Origin of the sequence: Allosalinactinospora lopnorensis (assembly GCF_000981225.1) — a bacterium.
GTDB lineage: Bacteria > Actinomycetota > Actinomycetes > Streptosporangiales > Streptosporangiaceae > Allosalinactinospora > Allosalinactinospora lopnorensis.
Window position 1 is genome coordinate 26380 of record NZ_LAJC01000051.1, and the last position, 17698, is coordinate 44077.

Consider the following 17698-nt stretch of genomic DNA (forward strand, 5'->3'; position numbering starts at 1 on the left):
GGGACGGGCCGAACCGGCCCGGTCAGCTCCTAGAACCCCCAGAACCGGAACAGCACCAGTCCGTAGCCGATGTCGACCTGGGAGAGCCCGACCAGGCTGAAGGCGCCGAACATCAGGTTGATGAAGGCCAGGTTCACCGGCGGGAACCAGAGCACCGCGAAGACCGCGATCACGCCGAACAGGCCGGAGGAGTGGGCGTGGCGGGCGATGCGCTCCGGGAGGTAGGGCGCGAGCGCGCCGAAGCCGTCGAGCCCCGGGACCGGCAGCAGGTTGATCAGCGCGGCGGCGAGGTTCAGGTAGCACAGGTACATCAGGCCGCCCAGCACCCAGTTGTCGGTGACCGCATCGGGCCCCATCAGCGTGCTGATGGCGGCGGCGAGGAGGACCGCGAGCAGCAGGTTGGCCGCCGGTCCGGCCAGCGCGGTCAGGGTGCGCCTGCCCCTGCCGGACACCGCCGCGGGGTCCAGGTAGGTCGCCGGCCCGGTCATTCCGATTCCCCCAGGATGGGGAACGACACCGGTAGGAGGAGACCGGCGAAGAGTTCGCGGAACCGGAACGGGTTGAGCCGGAGGTAACCGGACCCGCGCAGGGCGCGGTCGCCGAAGCGGTAGGCGAAGAGCGCGTGCGCGAACTCGTGCAGCGCGATCGAGGCGATCCAGCCGGCCAGGATGAACACGAATGGCAGGTAGACGGTGCCCTCGTCGCCGCCCCAGTCCAGCTCGGCCCGGGTCCAGGAGAGCCACCCGGCGAGCCCGGTGACACCGAGGAGCAGTAGGAAGATCGGGCTGGGCAGCAGGTCCGCCCTCGACTCCGGTGCATTCGCGGCATCGTCGGAGGAATCGGCCCCGCCGGCGTCGCCGGGGATCTCCCCGTCCGTGTCCTCCGGGGCGGCGGAGGCGTCCGCGGGGCCGCCGTCGGCCGCCGGCCGCTCCGGCCCCGCGGGGTCGGGTGTGCCGTTCCCGGTGGTGGTGGCGTTCGCGTCCGCCTCCGCCGACTCAGGCGTGGACATACTGCTCCTGCCGATGTTCGAGGGAATCGTCGCGGAGCCGGAGAGCGTCCGGCGCCCCGTCTCCGACTTCCAGGCTATTGGGCCCGGCCGGCGGGCGGGAACGGGGTCGGGCCCGGTCTCAGAGGGACGTCTGCGGCGCCGTGGCGGAGAGGTGCGTCGCGGTGAGCGCGAAGGCGCGGCCCGCTTTGGTGAGGCGCTGCGGACCGCCGTCGTTCGGCCGGTCGTGGTTGATGAAGCCCAGTGTCTCCAGCAGCCAGGTGGCGTTGATCAGTATCGACTGCAGTTGCTGGGTGTCGGGGCCGCAGTCGGTGCCCTCGCCGCCCCAGCCGGCCTCGGCCAGGATCCGCCGGGCGTCGCTGGTGATGTCGATGGTGTCGGTTCGGGCGTGGTTCCCCGTAGGGCGGGGCGAGCTCACGAGCAGCAGCCCGAGCAGGGTCTCGGTGGCGGCCTGCTCGAAGCCGTCGGTGTCCAGGACGCTCTCGGCCACCGCGCGCCAGAGCGCCTCGGTGTCGCCGTGCAGTTGCCGGCCGCGCCGCGTCAGCACCAGCCGCCGGCCCGAACGGCGGACCGCCCGCATGGTGCGCAGCAGTTTGTGCAACGCGATGAGCTGCATGACGTCGGTCTCGCTGCGCGCCGGCGAGGGGGAGCTGGCCCAGTCGAACTCCGTGCACAGCTCCCGCACCATGGTGGGCGAGATGTAGCCGATCTGGGTCAGGCCGATGCCTTCGTCGGCGTAGCCGAGCAGCCGCCGCACCGGCCCCAGGACCTCGTCAGCGTTGGGCGGCGGCTCTGCGCCCGCGATGATCTGGCCGAGCAGCGGCCACATCTGGTGGCGGTGCGGATGCGACGGGGAGCCCAGCCAGCCGCGGACCCGTTCTTCGCGGACCCGGTCGAGGTAGCTGCGGCCCTGGTGGTCGGGCTGGGTGAGGAAGGCGCGGGCGTGCTGCGCCTGGGCCGTGCGCCAGCCGCGGGTCCCGGGGCGGACCTCCTCCAGCGTGATGGCCAGCTCCAGCGCCGCCGACGTGGCATGGTAGGCGTCGATCTCGCGCTGCCGAGAGCGGTGCCCCAGGTGAGTTCGGGCAGGTCGGGCGGCTCGACGCCGGAGGCGCGCATGGCACGCCGGTAGGCGGCCAGCCCGGTCTCGTGGTTGGTGGCGTAGGCGTGCAGGATCTGCTCCGTGCTCTCCGAGGTGCAGATCTCCGCGTAGCGGTCGAGGTGGAGAAGGGTGAACAACTGCCCGAGAGAGCGGGAGGCGAAGCTCCGGTCGCCGGAGGCCGCGGTGAACCGGACGGGGAGCACGTACCAGCAGAACTCCTGAACGGCGTGCTGGGAGAGCGATTCGAGGTTCTGTCCCGCGGTGAGGGTGGAAAGGGCGTTCTCGGCTACCTGAGCAGCCTTGACGTCGAGGCGCGCCAACTGAGCGAGGGCGGATGCGATGGCCTCTTGCATGGCGTGGCTTTGTCACCTCCCCTTCGGGCCGTCCCCGGCTCAGCTTTCTGTCGGCTCTCCGCCGGCAGCTCGGTCCTCGGCTCGGCGGCGCGGTGGTCGCTGAGGCACGATCCTGCTCCCGACCACATCAGCGGCCGTGAGGTCTGTCACACCGCCATCGCGTCGCCGTACGCGGATCATGCCATCATGCCAAGACTCCAGCACACCGACGATATCCCGGAAGCGGCGATCAGGCAGCTGGACGCGCAGAGTGACACGCCGCCCAACGTCTTCGGGTGTTACCTCCGTGGCGAATCGTGATACGTAGCCCACTGGATCAACCCCCAATTGCACATGATCGCCCGGACAGCGCAATACTGGAAAGAGCGAGTCGTGTGTCGGATGCCCGGCGTACCCGCATGTCGGGCCCGGCATCGCCCAGGCTATGTGACAGCGAATACACCTACAGCGGTCCCCGTGGCGAAGACCGAAGAGGAGAGTACGACGTGACCTACGTCATCGCGCAGCCCTGCGTCGATGTGCTCGACAAGGCGTGCATTGAAGAGTGCCCCGTCGACTGCATCTACGAGGGCAAGCGCATGCTCTACATCCACCCGGACGAGTGCGTCGACTGCGGTGCCTGTGAGCCGGTGTGCCCTGTGGAGGCCATCTACTACGAGGATGACCTGCCGGACCAGTGGTCGAGCTACTACAAGGCGAACGTCGAGTTCTTCGACGACATCGGGTCTCCGGGGGGCGCCTCCAAGGTGGGTCAGATCGACAAGGATCACCCGGTGGTGGCCGAACTCCCACCCCAGGGCGACGAGTAGCGAAGAACGGCGAACGGCGGCCGTGCGCGAACGCGCGGCCGCCGGAAGGCATGTCGTATCCCCGCAGCGGGGACGCGGCGTTCTTGAGGCGATGCGGCGGGGGCATACGGGAGCATGGGCACGATGATGGGGCGAAGCGGCGCTGTGGACCGGCTGCCGGAATTCCCGTGGGACCGGCTGACGCCGTACAAGCAGAAGGCCTCCGCGCACCCGGACGGGATCGTCGACCTGTCCGTGGGGACTCCGGTCGACCCGGTTCCCGAACGGCTGCGTGCGGCCCTGAGCAACGCCGCGGACTCTCCGGGCTACCCCGCGACCTACGGCACGCCGGCGCTGCGCGAAGCGATCGCCGGGTGGTTGGGCCGCCGCCATGACGTGGCGGCGGATCCGGCGGCGACCCTGCCCACGGCCGGCTCGAAGGAACTGGTGGCCTGGCTGCCCACACTGCTCGGCCTGGGCGAGGGCGACACCGTCGTGTACCCGGAGCTCGCCTACCCCACGTACGACATCGGCGTCAGGCTCGCCGGGGCCGTCCCCGTGGCCTCCGACGGGCTGACCGCGCTGGGCCCCGCACGGGTGCCGCTGGTGTGGACCAACTCCCCGGCCAACCCGACGGGCCGGGTGCTTCCCGCCGAGCACCTCCGCAAGATCGTGGCCTGGGCCAGGGAGCGCGGCACCATCGTCGCCTCCGACGAGTGCTATCTCGACCTCGGGTGGGACGGCGTACGCCCGATCTCGATCCTGCACCCCGATGTCTGCGGCGGCTCCCACGAGGGGCTGCTCGCCCTGCACTCGCTGTCCAAGCGCTCCAACCTGGCCGGGTACCGCGCCGCCTCCGTTACCGGCGATCCAGGCCTGATCCAGGAGTTGCTCCAGGTGCGCAAGCACGCCGGGATGATCATGCCCGCGCCGGTCCAGGCGGCCATGCGCGCGGCGTTGGACGATGACGTCCACGCGGCCGAGCAGAAGGAGCGCTACGCCACGCGCAGGGAGCGGCTGCGCACCGGTCTGGAACAGGCCGGCTGGACCATCACGCACTCCGAGGCCGGCCTGTACCTATGGGCCGAGCACCCCGGCTGCGACGCTTGGGAGTCCGTGGCCGCGCTGGCCGCGCTGGGCATCCTGGTGGCCCCCGGAGACTTCTACGGGCCCACGGGAGCCCGGCATGTGCGGGTGGCCTTCACGGCCACCGACGAGCGGGTCGCCGCGGCGGTCAAGCGGCTGGAAGAGGTGGGATAGCGCACTCCGCCGGCGGCGCCCGCACGCGGTGCGTACGCCCTAGCCCAGCGCGATCCGCCCCTCTGGGGCCGGGTCGTCCACCGAGGACCAGCCTTCCTGCTCCTGAGAGGCGCTCCAGCGCTGGTCGCCGTAGGTCACCGAGTTCAGCCCGTATTCCGGGGCGTGGGTCATCGCCCACTGCGCCATGGCCCACCCCAGATCGCCGGTCTGCGGCTCCTCGGACACCGGAAGAGCCGCCGGGTCCACACCGAAGACACGCCGCATCTCCTCCTCGGCCGCGGCGATATCGGGCTCACGTTCGCCCACATCCTCCTCGAACCGGCAGCTCACCGCGTTCTCCTGGGTGCCGCCGAAGGCCTCGGCCATGAGCTGGGAGACGTCCTCGTGCTGGTCGTAGGCGAATCCGTCGGCGCTGCGCTGCACCTCCTGAGCCGCCTCGTAGACCGGCTTGTCCTCGTAGCCGGGGATCTCCTCCAGTTTCTCGTAGAACGCGTCACTGGTGTAGACGGGGTCCATCAGCTCGTCGGGTTCGCCCCACTCCTGCGATGGGCGCTGCTGGAACAGTCCCAGGGAGTCGCGGTCCCCGTAGTCGATGTTGAAGAACTTGGACTCCTGCCACACCGTCGCGTAGGCGATCACGACCGATTGCTCGGGGAGGTCCCGGCTGAACGCCACACCGTTGATCGTGGCGGCGTTGGCGGCCTGCTCCGGGTCCAGTGTCCGGCGGTCCGCGTCGATGTCGACCCGGCACTCCTCCTGGGGCTCCTCGGGCACCTCGATCGGTTCGAACGAGCTCACAACGAAGTACCCGCCCACGACGAGTAGGCCGCAGACAACAGTCAGCACGGTCAGGATCTTGAAGAAGGCGGATACCCTTCGCAGCTTTCGAGGCACAGTCAGACCATGGGTTCATGAGGCCGCGCGCTGATGATCCAGCGCTTGACCTCGGCTGATACGGACGGAAACCAGGGGCCGAGGGGGTAGGGGCCCGTCGCCCCCGGTTCAGGGGTGCACGTACTCGAATGGTAGGGCGTGCCGTCCAGCGCGGGCCGGAAGCGCGAGTCCCCGAACGCGCGGGCGCCGTGCCGAGCTGGGCGCGCGGTTCGAACTTCCCCGGCCGGACCCAGTAGGCTCGGCATCCATGACCACCTCGTTCACCAGTCCGCTCCCTGCCGAGATCGATGAGCTGTGGGAGCGCCGCTCCGAGCTGACCCCCGACCACACAGAGGCCCGCGAGACCATCGTGGGCGCGGTCGACGAACTCGACGCCGGGAAGGCCCGGGTCGCCTTCGTCGACCCGCAGACGGACGAGGTCATCGTCGATGAGCGGGCGAAGCGCTCGATCCTGCTCAGCTTCCGAGTGCTCAACATGGAGGAGTCCCAGGTCGGGGGCTTCCACCACCACGACCGCATTCCGCTGAAGACCCGCCTGGACGGCGTCCGCGTCGTGCCGGGCGCCATCGCCCGATGGGGCGCCTACCTGGCTCCCGGCGTCGTGCTGATGCCTTCGTTCACCAACTTCGGGGCCTGGGTCGGCTCCGGCACCATGGTCGACACCTGGGCCACGGTGGGGTCCTGCGCCCAGGTCGGGGAGAGCGTCCACCTGTCCGGCGGTGTCGGCGTCGGCGGCGTGCTCGAACCGCCGCAGGCCTCACCGGTCGTCATCGAGGACGAGGCGTTCCTCGGCTCGCGCTCCATGGTCGTCGAGGGCGCCCGGGTGCGCCGCGGTGCCAAGCTCGGCGCCGGGACCATCCTGACCTCCTCCACCCGGGTCTTCGACGCCGAGAGCGGCGACGAACTCCCGAGCGGCGAGGCTCCGGCCTGGTCGGTGTGCGTGACCGCGACCCGGGTGAAGAGCTTCCCGGGCGGCGACTTCGGCCTGCCGTGCCTGCTCGTGCTCAAGCGCCTGGAGGAGGGGCAGGAGCACGACAAGCTGGCCCTCAACGAGATGCTGCGCGAGCACGGCGTCAATGCCTGAGGCCGTGCACGGCGCCCCGGTGCCCACCGGGTGCCGGGGCCCACGACCCGCGATCACGGAAAGTACGTAACCCGCATGCTGGATCTCACCGCGGACGTCCGCACCCTCACCGCCCAACTCGTCGACATCGAATCGGTCAGCGGCGGGGAGCGCGCCCTCGCCGACGCGATCGAGCAGGAGCTGAGCGGCCTGGCCCACCTCGACGTGCGGCGCGACGGCGACGCGATCGTGGCCCGGACCGATCTGGGCCGGGATCAGCGGGTGGTGATCGCGGGCCACATCGACACCGTGCCGATCGTCGACAACGTGCCGTCGCACCGGGACGGCGGCCGGCTCTACGGCTGCGGGACCTCCGACATGAAGAGCGGGGTGGCGGTCCAGCTCAAACTCGCCGCGACCGTGACCGCGCCGGTGCACGACGTCACCTACGTGTTCTACGACTGCGAGGAGATCGACGCCGAGCGCAACGGCCTGCGCAGGCTGGCGCGCAATCATCTCGAATGGCTCGGCGGCGACTTCGCGGTGCTCATGGAGCCCACCGGGGGCGTGATCGAGGGCGGCTGCCAGGGGACCATGCGGGTCGAGGTGACGGCGCGCGGCGAACGCGCCCACAGCGCCCGTTCCTGGATGGGGCGCAACGCCATCCACGACGCGGGCCGCATCCTCGACGTGCTGCGCGAGTACTCGCCGCGGCGCCCCGAGGTCGAGGGGCTGAGTTTCCGCGAGGGGCTCAACGCCGTGTTCGTCTCCGGCGGGGTGGCGGGCAACGTCATCCCCGACGAGTGCACCGTGAGCGTCAACTACCGCTTCGCCCCCGACCTGACCCCGGAGGAGGCGGAGGCGTACCTGCGCAAGCAGTTCGACGGTTTCGAGGTGCGGGTCACCGATGTCGCCCCTCCGGCCCGCCCCGGCCTGGACCATCCGGCGGCGGCGGCGTTCGTGCGCACCGTGGGCGCCGGTGCGGTCCGCGCCAAGCTGGGCTGGACCGATGTCGCCCGCATGTCGGAACTCGGGGTGCCGGCCGTGAACTACGGGCCGGGCGATCCCACCCTGGCCCACACACGCGACGAGTACGTCGAACTCGACCTCGTCGTCGAGGCCGAGCGGAAAATGGTCCACTGGCTGTCCGTGAACGCCGCCCACTGACCGACGGTTCCCAGACGCGCGCCGGTGACCTGGGATTCAACACTCATGTACCCGGGGCGGATACCTTGTTCCCATGACGGAATCTCGCAATGTTCGGCGGGCCGGCCCCCTCACCTACCGGGGCGAGGCCATCCCGGAGACCACGACCGACCAGCGCCTCCTCGACCGTCGCGGTCCCACGGACTGGGTGCACACCGATCCGTGGCGGGTACTGCGGATCCAGTCGGAGTTCGTGGAAGGATTCGGCCTGCTCTCGGAGGTCGACCAGGCTGTGAGCGTGTTCGGGTCGGCGCGGGTCGCACCGGACAATCCGCAGTACTCCCTCGGCCGGACGATCGGGGCCAAGCTCGCCGAAGCCGGCTACACGGTCATCACCGGGGGCGGTCCCGGGATGATGGAGGCCGCCAACAGAGGCGCGCAGCAGGCCGGGGGCACCTCGATCGGCCTCGGCATCGAGCTCCCCTTCGAGCAGGCCCTCAACGACTACATCGACATGGGTGTCACGTTCCGGTACTTCTTCGTGCGCAAGACCATGTTCGTGAAGTACTCGCAGGCGTTCGTGGTGCTGCCGGGCGGTTTCGGCACCATGGACGAGCTGTTCGAGGCGATCACGCTGGTGCAGACGGGTAAGGTGACCCGGTTCCCGGTCGTCCTGGTCGGCTCGGAGTTCTGGGGCGGCCTGCGCGACTGGATCCGGACGACCCTGCTGTACGAGGGGGTCATCTCCCCGCACGACCCGGACCTGATGCACCTCATCGACGATCCCGACGAGGTCGTCGATATCATCCGCAAGGCGCACGTCGACCTGGCCCGGCGGGAGTTCGAGTTCGATCAGGTGCAGGCGACCGCCGCCGACGTCGAGGCCGCGGAGTACACCTCGGAGAGCTGACCCGGGACGAGAGGCCTCGTGCCCCGCTGTGCCGGCGGGTCAGGCGAGTCCGCGCCGCACCGCCGCAGGTGGCCGGGTGCCCCGGATCGAGGCGACCATGTCGAGGGCCTGGCGGGCGGCGCGCGGGTGGTCGGTCGCGAACACCCGGACGCCGAGCCAGGCGTACACCGAAATCAGTGCGAGGGTCTCGGCGAGCTCCTCCCGTTCCACGCTGCAGCGCCCTTCGCCGCCCGGCGCGGGGGGAACGCAGCGCACGAGGACCGGGCGACCGCCGGCCATCAGTTCGCGGACACGCGGGACGCTCGGGCGGTACCCGGCGTCGGCGACGCCTTCGACCACCGCCTCGGGCGCGACGACGCGGGGATCTGTGTTCTTGTTCACCGCGGCTCCCGGAGGATGTCCCGGTCTTCGGGCTGGGGAGGGATCCGGGCACTGACACCAGCGCCTTTTGTCTTACACATACCTCTCCTTCGGGGGAACTTCGCTTTGCGGGAACGGCGTACAAGTGCCGGGCCTCCCACGCCTCCGACCGCGGTCGGCGAGCGGTTCCCGCACCGTTGAGGACCCCGGATATGGCACGATCGAAATGTGACTCCAACCATCCTGATCTTGATCACTCTAGCCGCGGTGACCGTCCTCGCGGGCGTGGCGTTCGTGGTCATGGGCAAGGGCGGACAACTGGCGCGCTTCGAGGCCGATCACCCGCCATTGGATCTTCCGGTGGACCGGCCCGTGACGAGCGACGACATCGCCCGCGTAACGCTTCCGCTGGCGCTGTGGGGCTACCACGTCCGCGCGGTGGACGAGGCGCTGGCCCGGCTGGCCACGTCGCTCCGGGAGCGCGATACCCGGATCGCCGAACTCGAATATCGGATGGCCGAGCTGGAGACGTCCTCGGATCCGCGTGTCCTGTACCCGCACTCGGCCGGAAGCGGCAGGCACGAACGTCCCAAGGACACCGACGCCGACGCCGCCCTCCCCGAGCAGCGGTCGGTGCGCGCCGGGGCGGCCACCGCCGAAGGCGCGCCCGAAACGCAGCCCCGGCCGCAGGACACCTGATCGCCCCGCGGCACCACGGACGCACAATGCGGACACCGGTATGAGCGATGACGGCACGGCCCGGCAGGGGCCCGACGGGCTGCGACGCTGCCACTGGGCGCTCGCCACGGGCGATGAGCTGCACTATCACGACACCGAGTGGGGACTGTCCGTCCGGGATGACCACGGGATGTTCGAGCGTATCGCGCTGGAAGGGTTCCAGGCGGGGTTGTCCTGGCTGCTCGTCCTCCGCAAGCGTGCCGCGCTGCGCGAGGCGTTCTGCGGGTTCGCCCCGGTCGCCGTCGCCCGGTTCGGTCCCGGCGACATCGAGCGGCTGCTCGGCGACGCCCGGCTGATCCGCAGTCGGCCCAAGATCGAGGCGGTGGTCGCGAACGCCCGTGCCACCCTGGAACTCTCCGGTGGGCTCGCGCGCCTCGTGTGGGAGTACGCCCCCCGGGACCGCCCGCCGGCGCCGCGCACGGTCGCCGACGTGCCCGCCTCCACGCCGGAGAGCACCGCATTGGCGAAGGCGCTGAAGAAGCGCGGATTCCGGTTCGTCGGTCCGACGACCGCCTACGCCACGATGCAGGCGGTCGGGGTCGTCGACGATCACCTCGCCGACTGCTTCCGCAGGGGCACAGGGGATGTGACCGCCCGGGGCCGGGTCTGACCCGCACTGGGACCGGGCGCGAGCGCGCCTCCCGCGTGCGGTAGTGCCAGGCCGCCCCGCATGGCTGTTGCCCTGGTGTCCTATCCTCGATCGCTGAGCCGCGAACGTTCCCCTGCCGTTCGCCTTGGAGGAATACCGATGAGCGATTCAGCCGGTGCCCGCCGTATACGTGCCGCCGTCGCGGGGAAGTCCCGGTGAGCGACGCACCGGCACCCGTGCCGGTGCCGAAGTGCGGCGAGTCGGGGTCGAGTTCGCCCGTACGGCAGATGTCGCTGTGGCCGCCGCGCCGTTCCACGCGCCACAGTGGTAAGAGGCGTCGTAGGGGAGCGGCCGTGATCGCGGCCGCCGCGGTCCTCCTGGCAGGGACGGGCGGGGGCGTGGCGGTATGGGCGTGGCGGTCGGCCTCCGAGGGGTCTTCCACCGAAGAGGCCAGCGTGCCCGGTCCCTTCGCCGGAACCTGGAGCGGCCGGATGTCGCAGGAGGACGCCGAGGGCGACCACGTCATCGACTGGGGCACCAGGGTCGAGCTCGAAGCCGGAGCCAAGCGGGGCAGCTCCGAGTGGTACACCCTGGACTGCCGGGGCGGCCTCGCCCTCTCCGGGCAGGAAGAGGACCGGCTGTTCTTCGACTACGTCGAGACCTACGATCCCGAGGACCGTTGTGTCGACGAGGCCGAGCTGGTTCTGCGCGCCGGCGAGGACGAGGGGGAACTCGAGGCGAAGTGGAGCGCGACCTCGCAGGAGGGCACGTCCATGACCTCTACGGGCACCCTGCGGTGATCTCGTCGCCGTGCGGCGGGCCGACTGGGCTCACTGTCCCTCGAAGGAGGGCTCCTCCTTGTTCAGGAAGGCCAGTGTGGCGTTCATGTGGTCCGCGGTCTGCGCGCACTGGTCCTGCAGGTCGGCCTCCATCTCCAGGGCGTTGCCGAGATCCAGGCCGGAGCCGAAGGTCAGGCCGGCCTTGATCGCGGCGTAGCCGACCGTGGGGCCGTTGGCCAGCCGCTGCGCGAGCTCGTGCGCCGAGCCGGCCAGCTCCTCAGCGGGGACGACCTGGTTCACCAGTCCGATCTCCAGGGCCCGCTCCGCCGACACGGGTTCGGCGAGCATCAGCATCTCCATGGCGCGGGCGTGCCCGACGAGCCTGGGCAGCGTCCAGGACGCCCCGGAGTCCGCGCCGAGTCCGACCCTGGTGAACGCCATGAGGAACGACGCTTTCTCCGAAGCCACGCGCAGGTCGCAGGCGAAGGCCAGCGATGCCCCCGCTCCGGCGGCGACACCGTTGACGGCGGCCACCACCGGTTTCGGCATCCGGGTGAGGCCCAAGACTATCGGGTTGTAGTGCCTGCGGACCGTCTCGTTGAGGCCTTTTCCCTCGCTCAGCGAATTGGCGTGCTCGCGCAGGTCCTGTCCGGCGCTGAACGCCTTGCCGCTTCCGGTGAGCAGGACGGCGCGGGCATCGGCGTCGGCCTTCGCCCGTTCGACAGCGGCGAGGAGGGCTTCCTTGGCCTCGACCGTCAGCGAATTCATCGCATCAGGCCGGTTCAGCGTAATTGTGGCAACGCCGTCCGAGAGTTCGTAGACGACACTGTCCGGCTCGGGCACGCGAAACTCCCTGGTTCGATCGGCAGGTACGGTTCTGCTTAACCGTGACCCCGCGGTCCGGGTCTAACCTTACTGTTCGAAATCTTCGGGGTCGGCGCCTTGGGGCCGCCCGATCGTTCCCAATCAGGTCGCGAAACCGAGATAATGGCAGAACAGTGATTCGTTCCCGGAGTCACTCGCGGCGCGAACGATGCAGGGTGGCGGCCTCACACGGCCGGCTCAGCGAACGAGGGGCCGCACCTCGCAGGACCGGCCCGTGCATCCGCGAAAGTTTCCTATGAAAGGGGATACGGCATGGCGGCGATGAAGCCGAGGACCGGTGATGGTCCGATGGAGGTCACCAAGGAGGGCCGCGGCATCATCATGCGAGTCCCGCTCGAGGGTGGCGGGCGCCTCGTTGTCGAACTCACGCCGGACGAGGCGAACGAGCTCGCGGAGGCCCTGAACGGTGTCGTCGGCTAGCGCGCGAGCCGGTCGTTCCCGGAACTGAACGAGGCATCCGCCGCTGGGCGACCGCTCGCCTTTGATCCGGTTCGGTGTCCACGCCCCCAACGGGCATCGGAACGATGGCCGCCCACGGCGCACAGCCAACCGCCCGCAAGCACCAACCCCTGCGAGAATGTGAGCGCTCGTGCCTGTTGCTACGGAGATCCACCCGATTCCGGGGCCGCTCGTTGACTCCGACGCCGATCTCTTGGCGCTTCCCCTCTACTCCGGAGACGGCGGTCCGCGTGTGGTGACCGCCGGTGTGGGGCTGGGACCCGCCGACCTCGACACGCGGCTACCGGCATCATTGGCCGAACTGCTCGCCTATTACAAGCTCGACGCCAAACCGGGAGAGACCCTCGAATTCCCGGTGGACCTCGGGCGGGGGCTGGTCCGGTTGGCTCTCCTCGGCGTCGGCGCGGGCGCACCCGGTGACCTGCGCAAGGCGGGAGCGGCACTCACCCGCCTCGCCAAGGGGCGCACCCGCGCGGCGACGAACATCGCCTTTCTCGGCCCCGGCGGCACGGAAACAGCCACTGCCGGCGCGGGACTGACGTCGTTCGTGGAGGGAGCTCTCCTCGCCGGGTACCGGTTCACGCTGCGGAGTTCGGCCAAGGGACCGGAAGCGGTGCCGGCGATCGATCTCGTGGCGGAGGATCCCGGCCGGATCGCGGGGCCGGTCCGGCGCGGAATGACCCTGGCCCGCGCCACGGAGTTGGCGCGCGACCTGATCAACACCCCTTCTGCGGAGAAGGACCCGAAGTGGCTCGCCGACCGGGCCGAGAAGCTCGGCCGGGAGGCGGGCCTCGGCGTCACCGTGTGGGACGAGGCGGAACTGGAGCGCGACGGCTTCGGCGCGATCCTGGGTGTGGGCCGCGGGTCGGCACGGCCGCCGCGCCTGGTGAGGCTCGACTACGTGCCCGAGGAGCCGACGAGGCACGTGGTGCTGGTCGGTAAGGGGGTCACCTTCGACACCGGCGGGCTCTCGCTGAAGCCGAACGACAACATGAAGCTCATGAAGACCGACATGAGCGGCTCTGCGGTGGTGATGGGAGTGATGTCGGCGCTGGCCGACCTCGGGGTGCGGGCACGGGTCACCGGACTGGTCGCGCTCGCCGAGAACTCGGTCTCGGATCGCGCCCAGCGCCCCGGCGACGTTGTCACCGCCTACGGCGGGCGCACCGTCGAGGTGCTGAACACCGACGCTGAAGGGCGCCTGGTCATGGCGGACGCCATGGCCTACGCCGTGGCCGGGCTGGAACCGGATGTCCTGGTGGACGTCGCCACTCTCACCGGTGCCGCGAAACTGGCGCTGGGCACCGGCATCGGTGCGCTGTTCAGTACGGACGACGCCCTCGCGTCGGCCCTGAGCGAAGCGGCGGAGGCGTCGGACGAGCCGGTCTGGCGGATGCCCCTTGTCGAGGAGTACCGCGATACGTTGGACTCCCAGGTCGCCGACCTGGCGAACATCGGAACCAACAAGGACTACGGGACCCCGGGCGCCACCGAGGCCGCTATGTTCCTGCGCGAGTTCGCCGGGGGCCTCCCGTGGGCGCACCTGGACATCGCGGGGCCGGGGCGGTCCACGAGTGAGGACGGGGTGCTGACCAAGGGCGGCACCGGCTTCTCCACCCGGTTACTGCTGCGCTGGCTCTCGGCCTGAGGGCGGGCCCCCGCCTCTGTCCCGGTGCGGCCGAGGACGCCGGTTCACCGGGCCGGTGCGCCCTTCTCGCGGATCGCGGCGAGGAGGCCCTCGCCCACCGGGAGCAGCAGCGGGATCAGCGACTCGTCCTCCCGGATCAGCCGCCCGACCTCGCGGATCGCCGCGGTGTCGGCGTCGGAGGCGCTCAGCGGGCCGTCGGTCAACGGGGTGGCGGCCAGCGCGTTGTTGAACACGACGACCCCGCCGGGGCGGAGCAGCCGCAGGGACTCGGTGAGGAATCGCGGGTACTCGGTCTTCATGGCGTCGAGGAACACCAGGTCGTACGCGGAGTCGGTGAGGCGGGGCAGCACCTCCAGAGCGCAGCCCTGGATCAGCCGTGTCCGGTTGGCGGGGAAGCCGGCCCGCCGGTAGGCATCCCGGGCGGACTCCTGGTACTCGGGCTCCACGTCGACACTGGTCAGGATACCGTCGGGGCGCATGCCGCGGAGCAGCCAGATCCCCGAACTCCCGCACCCCGTGCCGATCTCCACGACCGATCTCGCCCCAATGGCCGCCGTGAGGAAGCGCAGCGCTGCCCCGCTGGCCGCGCTGATGTGTCCTATCTCGGCCTGCTGGCCGGCCTGCCGGGCAGAGGTCAGGGTATCGTCCTCGGTGACGTACTGCTCGATGTAGGCCAGTGTGTCGTCTCGGCTGGCGATGACGGCCTCCCGCGCGTGTAACGGACGTGACTCGGATCATCCCCGCCTCCGCGGGGGGTCGCATGGGACCCGGGTGCGGTCGCTGGTGCCGTCCCGGTGTGCTCGATCAGGACCAGGGCGCAGCCGTCGTCACTCAACGTCTCTGCGCGGTTACGACCGGACCGGGTCCCAGGATAAAGAGTAGCCTGCCAGGGGAGTGTTCCGGCGGCGCCGGAACTTAATCGCTCGGTCGCGGCGTTGGAATCGGCGAGGGCTCGCCGTTTGGTGGCCGGTCCCCCGCCGGCACCTGGGCCAGCGAGGCACGTGTGGCGCGCCGCCGTTTCCGGACGGGACGCGCCGAGGAAGGGAGTACCGGTGGCAGATTCCGGCTCTGCCGTGGACTTCGAGCAGTGGGAGCCGCCTAGCTGGGACGAAGTCGTGCGGAACCACTCGGCGCGGGTCTACCGCCTCGCCTACCGCCTCACCGGCAACCAGCACGACGCCGAGGATCTCACTCAGGAAGTGTTCATCCGGGTGTTCCGGTCGCTCGCCAACTACACCCCGGGGACGTTCGAAGGGTGGCTGCACCGCATCACCACCAACCTCTTCCTGGACATGGCGCGCCGCAAGGCCCGGATCCGCTTCGAGGGATTCGGTGAGAACGCCGACGAACGTTTCGAAGGCCGGGAGCTCTCGCCCGCCCAGTCCTACGACGAGCGCCATTTCGACTCCGACATCCAGGTCGCGCTGGACGCGCTGCCCGCAGAGTTCCGCGCGCCGGTCGTCCTGTGCGACATCGAAGGGCTGTCCTACGAAGAGATCGCGGCCACCCTCGGCGTGAAGCTGGGGACGGTCCGCAGCAGGATCCACCGGGGGCGCGCGCAGCTGCGCAAGGCCCTGGACCACCGGCGACGGCTGGCCGCCCAAGCAGGTGCGGCCGGTTCGGACGAGTCCGCCGCGCCGCCGACGGCGGACGGCTGCGACACGGTGGCATACGGATGGACCCGGGAGGTGGAGTGAGCATGGACCATTTGGGGGAACGCCTGTCCGCTCTGGTCGATGGCGAACTCGGCCACACGGAGCGCGACCGTGCGTTACGTCACCTGGCTTCGTGTGAGACCTGCCGCTTCGAAGCCGAGATGCTGCGGCGGCTCAAGCGGCGGCTGCACGGTCTCGACGGTCCGGAACCGTCGACGGATTTCATGGGCCGCCTCTCCGCGCTGGAGGACTCGCCGTCCGGGGAACCACCGTGGGGCCCGCCGTCCGGTGGCCACAGCCCTTTCGGAACCCAGCCGCCGCTGGGATCCAGCCGCCCGATAGGGGGAGGACTCCCCGGAATGTCGAGCGGCGGGCACCTGGTAGTGACGGATGACGGGCCCGCCGAAGCCGAACCGGCGCGCGAACCGGATCGCCGGACCACCCCACCGCTGTCGCTGCTGCGCCGCCGCTGGACCCGCGCGCGCTTCGCCGTGGCGGGGGTCTCTGTCGTGGCGCTGACTCTGGGGGCGGCGTTTTTCGCGGGAGGCGAGCCGGATCAGGGACCGGTGGTCAGTCCGGCCCTCGATGACTACGAGGTCGAGCACGCCCTGGTCAGCAGGCAGGGGCCGGTGCACACGAACACCACACCGGATGAAAGCGGCGGAAGCGTGCACCGGGCATTGGACGAGGCGGTGCCGAGCGACGCCCCCTCCTCCCGGTGAGTGGGGAGGGCGCGGCTCACCAGCGGTACCGTCCAGCGTCGGCTTTGCTGCTCTCAGGGCTGCTGATCCTGGTAGCGCTGACGACCTCGACCCCGGGGAGCGCCGTCGTGGTGCGCTCCGGGGGCGAGGACGACGGTATGGATCTCCTGCGCCGCGCGGCCAGGATAGGGCAGGAGACGGCCTACGAGGGCGTGCAGTCGGTCTCGGTGCGGAGCAGCGGTGATGCGGACGCCGGCACCGTCACCGAGCGGGCCGAGGTGGTGCACCGGCCGGGTGAGGGCACAGGGTATGCCAGCCTGCCCGCTGAGGGAGGGTTGGGGGAGCAGAGCCTCGTGGTGGGGCAGTCCCCGTCACTGCTCAAGCTGAACGACCGGCTGCTTCGGGCGCTGGAGCGCAACTACCGGGTGACCCGTTCCGGCTCCGACACCGTCAACGGGCGCGGCGCCACGGTGGTCGAGGCGCGGCGCGGCGACGGGACCGCCGCCGGGCGATTCTGGGTCGACGACCGGACGTCACTGCTGATGCGCCGGGAGGCCTACGTCACCACCGGGGAGGTGGCGCACTCCGTCCGGTTCGTCACCCTGGCCGTGGGAACCGAAACAGCGCCGTTGCCGGAGGCCTCCGGGCGGAGCGGTCACTGGGGGGAGAGCCTGCCCGCGCCGGAGCGGCGACGCCTGGCGGACGGAGGCTGGGAACTGCCCGAGCATCTGTCCTGGGGGCTCCGGTTCGTCGGGGCACGGACCAAGGGCACCGGAGAGGAACGCGTCGTCCACCTCTCCTACTCCGACGGGCTGTCGATCGTGTCGGTGTTCGTGCAACGGGGGCGGCTCGAACCGGAATCGGTGGGAACCGCACGGGGGATGCGTCCGGTCGTAGAAGGCGGCGGGACGGCCTACGTCGGTGATTCGGGGAAATATCGTCGGATATGGGAATCCGGCGGTTTCGTCTATACGGTGTTGACCGACGCTCCCCCCGAGATCGTCGGTACCGCGGTCGAGGCGCTGCCCGCGCCCGATGGTTCCGGGTTCTGGGCCCAGGTGCGGCGCGGGTTCGAACGGCTGGGCGCCGGGATCGCGGACGTGGCCGGGCGCTAGCCCGCGGTCGGCCGCAGGCGGCCCCGTGCGGCGGGCATCCGGCTGCGTACGTCGAGCGTTCCGCGACGAAGACGGCAACCAGGTACACGGAGAATGAATGACCGACGAGCCCGGACGACGCCCTGCAGAGGACGGATGGTCGGCCCCAGGCGGATGGCCCGGTAGCGGCGTCCCGCCGCCACCGGGAGCGGTCCCGCCCAGCCGGGCGCCGGGCCCCGGGCACGCCCCCTGCGGGCTCACGGGGGCACTC

At 70.5% G+C, this 17698-nt stretch carries 19 protein-coding genes and 1 pseudogene; 13 read left to right on the forward strand and 7 right to left on the reverse strand.

Features of this window, described 5'->3' with window-relative positions; all coding sequences use genetic code 11:
- Window positions 1-29 precede the first annotated feature (29 nt).
- From VS93_RS31855 to VS93_RS17940, 3 genes and pseudogenes are all read right to left on the reverse strand, one after another.
- Window positions 30-488, reverse strand: a complete 459-nt coding sequence (locus tag VS93_RS31855; protein WP_052745830.1) for a zinc metalloprotease — start codon at window positions 486-488, stop codon at window positions 30-32.
- Window positions 485-1009, reverse strand: a complete 525-nt coding sequence (locus VS93_RS31860; RefSeq protein ID WP_052745831.1) for a zinc metalloprotease — start codon at window positions 1007-1009, stop codon at window positions 485-487. Before VS93_RS31860 ends, VS93_RS31855 begins: the two co-directional genes overlap by 4 nt.
- A 118-nt stretch (window positions 1010-1127) precedes the next feature.
- Window positions 1128-2458 (reverse strand): annotated as a pseudogene (locus tag VS93_RS17940) (hypothetical protein).
- Window positions 2459-2943: 485 nt separating this feature from the next.
- Between VS93_RS17940 and fdxA the strand changes: the two are divergent.
- Complete coding sequence (fdxA, locus tag VS93_RS17945) at window positions 2944-3267, forward strand: ferredoxin (RefSeq protein ID WP_046471062.1); 324 nt, start codon at window positions 2944-2946, stop codon at window positions 3265-3267.
- Between the two features lie 114 nt (window positions 3268-3381).
- Window positions 3382-4506, forward strand: coding sequence for a succinyldiaminopimelate transaminase (gene dapC / locus VS93_RS17950; RefSeq protein ID WP_394298831.1), 1125 nt, complete (start codon window positions 3382-3384; stop codon window positions 4504-4506).
- A gap of 39 nt (window positions 4507-4545) precedes the next feature.
- Here the strand turns inward: dapC and VS93_RS17955 are convergent, their stop codons facing one another.
- Window positions 4546-5400 carry a hypothetical protein gene (locus VS93_RS17955; protein ID WP_046471063.1) on the reverse strand — a complete coding sequence of 285 codons (855 nt, stop codon included), beginning with the start codon at window positions 5398-5400 and terminating at the stop codon, window positions 4546-4548.
- A gap of 247 nt (window positions 5401-5647) precedes the next feature.
- On the opposite strand from VS93_RS17955, the gene VS93_RS17960 reads away from it, so the two are divergent.
- The 3 genes from VS93_RS17960 (at window position 5648) to VS93_RS17970 (ending at window position 8519) form a co-directional block, all read left to right on the forward strand.
- Entirely contained in the window at window positions 5648-6484 is an 837-nt protein-coding gene (locus tag VS93_RS17960) for a 2,3,4,5-tetrahydropyridine-2,6-dicarboxylate N-succinyltransferase (RefSeq protein WP_046471064.1), read from the forward strand.
- Between the two features lie 75 nt (window positions 6485-6559).
- Window positions 6560-7630, forward strand: a complete 1071-nt coding sequence (gene dapE, locus VS93_RS17965) for a succinyl-diaminopimelate desuccinylase (protein WP_046471065.1) — start codon at window positions 6560-6562, stop codon at window positions 7628-7630.
- 73 nt (window positions 7631-7703) lie between these two features.
- Window positions 7704-8519: an LOG family protein gene (locus tag VS93_RS17970; RefSeq protein WP_046471066.1), complete on the forward strand. Its 816-nt coding sequence runs from the start codon at window positions 7704-7706 to the stop codon at window positions 8517-8519.
- Between the two features lie 39 nt (window positions 8520-8558).
- Here the strand turns inward: VS93_RS17970 and VS93_RS17975 are convergent, their stop codons facing one another.
- Window positions 8559-8900, reverse strand: coding sequence for a hypothetical protein (locus VS93_RS17975; RefSeq protein ID WP_046471067.1), 342 nt, complete (start codon window positions 8898-8900; stop codon window positions 8559-8561).
- Window positions 8901-9107: 207 nt separating this feature from the next.
- Here VS93_RS17975 and VS93_RS17980 point away from each other — a divergent pair, with 207 nt between their 5' ends.
- The 3 genes from VS93_RS17980 to VS93_RS17990 all read left to right on the forward strand — a co-directional run bounded on the left by VS93_RS17980 (window position 9108) and on the right by VS93_RS17990 (window position 11006).
- Window positions 9108-9578: a hypothetical protein gene (locus VS93_RS17980; RefSeq protein ID WP_052745832.1), complete on the forward strand. Its 471-nt coding sequence runs from the start codon at window positions 9108-9110 to the stop codon at window positions 9576-9578.
- 40 nt (window positions 9579-9618) lie between these two features.
- Complete coding sequence (locus VS93_RS17985) at window positions 9619-10227, forward strand: DNA-3-methyladenine glycosylase I (protein ID WP_046471068.1); 609 nt, start codon at window positions 9619-9621, stop codon at window positions 10225-10227.
- Between the two features lie 194 nt (window positions 10228-10421).
- Entirely contained in the window at window positions 10422-11006 is a 585-nt protein-coding gene (locus VS93_RS17990) for a hypothetical protein (RefSeq protein ID WP_338022764.1), read from the forward strand.
- 30 nt (window positions 11007-11036) lie between these two features.
- Here VS93_RS17990 and VS93_RS17995 read toward each other — a convergent pair whose 3' ends face one another.
- Window positions 11037-11828: an enoyl-CoA hydratase-related protein gene (locus tag VS93_RS17995; RefSeq protein WP_046471069.1), complete on the reverse strand. Its 792-nt coding sequence runs from the start codon at window positions 11826-11828 to the stop codon at window positions 11037-11039.
- A gap of 294 nt (window positions 11829-12122) precedes the next feature.
- Here VS93_RS17995 and VS93_RS28320 point away from each other — a divergent pair, with 294 nt between their 5' ends.
- Both VS93_RS28320 and VS93_RS18000 read left to right on the forward strand, forming a co-directional pair.
- Entirely contained in the window at window positions 12123-12290 is a 168-nt protein-coding gene (locus tag VS93_RS28320) for a DUF3117 domain-containing protein (protein WP_082126983.1), read from the forward strand.
- Between the two features lie 169 nt (window positions 12291-12459).
- On the forward strand, window positions 12460-13977 hold the full coding sequence (locus VS93_RS18000) for a leucyl aminopeptidase (protein WP_046471070.1): 1518 nt from the start codon (window positions 12460-12462) through the stop codon (window positions 13975-13977).
- Between the two features lie 44 nt (window positions 13978-14021).
- On the opposite strand, the gene VS93_RS18005 is transcribed toward VS93_RS18000, so the two are convergent.
- A complete protein-coding gene (locus tag VS93_RS18005) occupies window positions 14022-14645 on the reverse strand; it encodes an O-methyltransferase (protein ID WP_082126984.1) in 624 nt (207 codons plus the stop codon).
- Window positions 14646-15029: 384 nt separating this feature from the next.
- Between VS93_RS18005 and sigE the strand changes: the two genes are divergently transcribed.
- The 3 genes from sigE to VS93_RS18020 are packed head-to-tail and all read left to right on the forward strand — an operon-like array spanning window position 15030 to window position 17448.
- Complete coding sequence (gene sigE, locus VS93_RS18010) at window positions 15030-15674, forward strand: RNA polymerase sigma factor SigE (protein WP_082126985.1); 645 nt, start codon at window positions 15030-15032, stop codon at window positions 15672-15674.
- A 2-nt stretch (window positions 15675-15676) separates the two neighbouring features.
- Window positions 15677-16354, forward strand: a complete 678-nt coding sequence (locus VS93_RS18015; protein WP_082126986.1) for an anti-sigma factor family protein — start codon at window positions 15677-15679, stop codon at window positions 16352-16354.
- Window positions 16355-16398: 44 nt separating this feature from the next.
- A complete protein-coding gene (locus VS93_RS18020) occupies window positions 16399-17448 on the forward strand; it encodes a sigma-E factor regulatory protein RseB domain-containing protein (RefSeq protein ID WP_052745833.1) in 1050 nt (349 codons plus the stop codon).
- Window positions 17449-17698 lie beyond the last annotated feature (250 nt).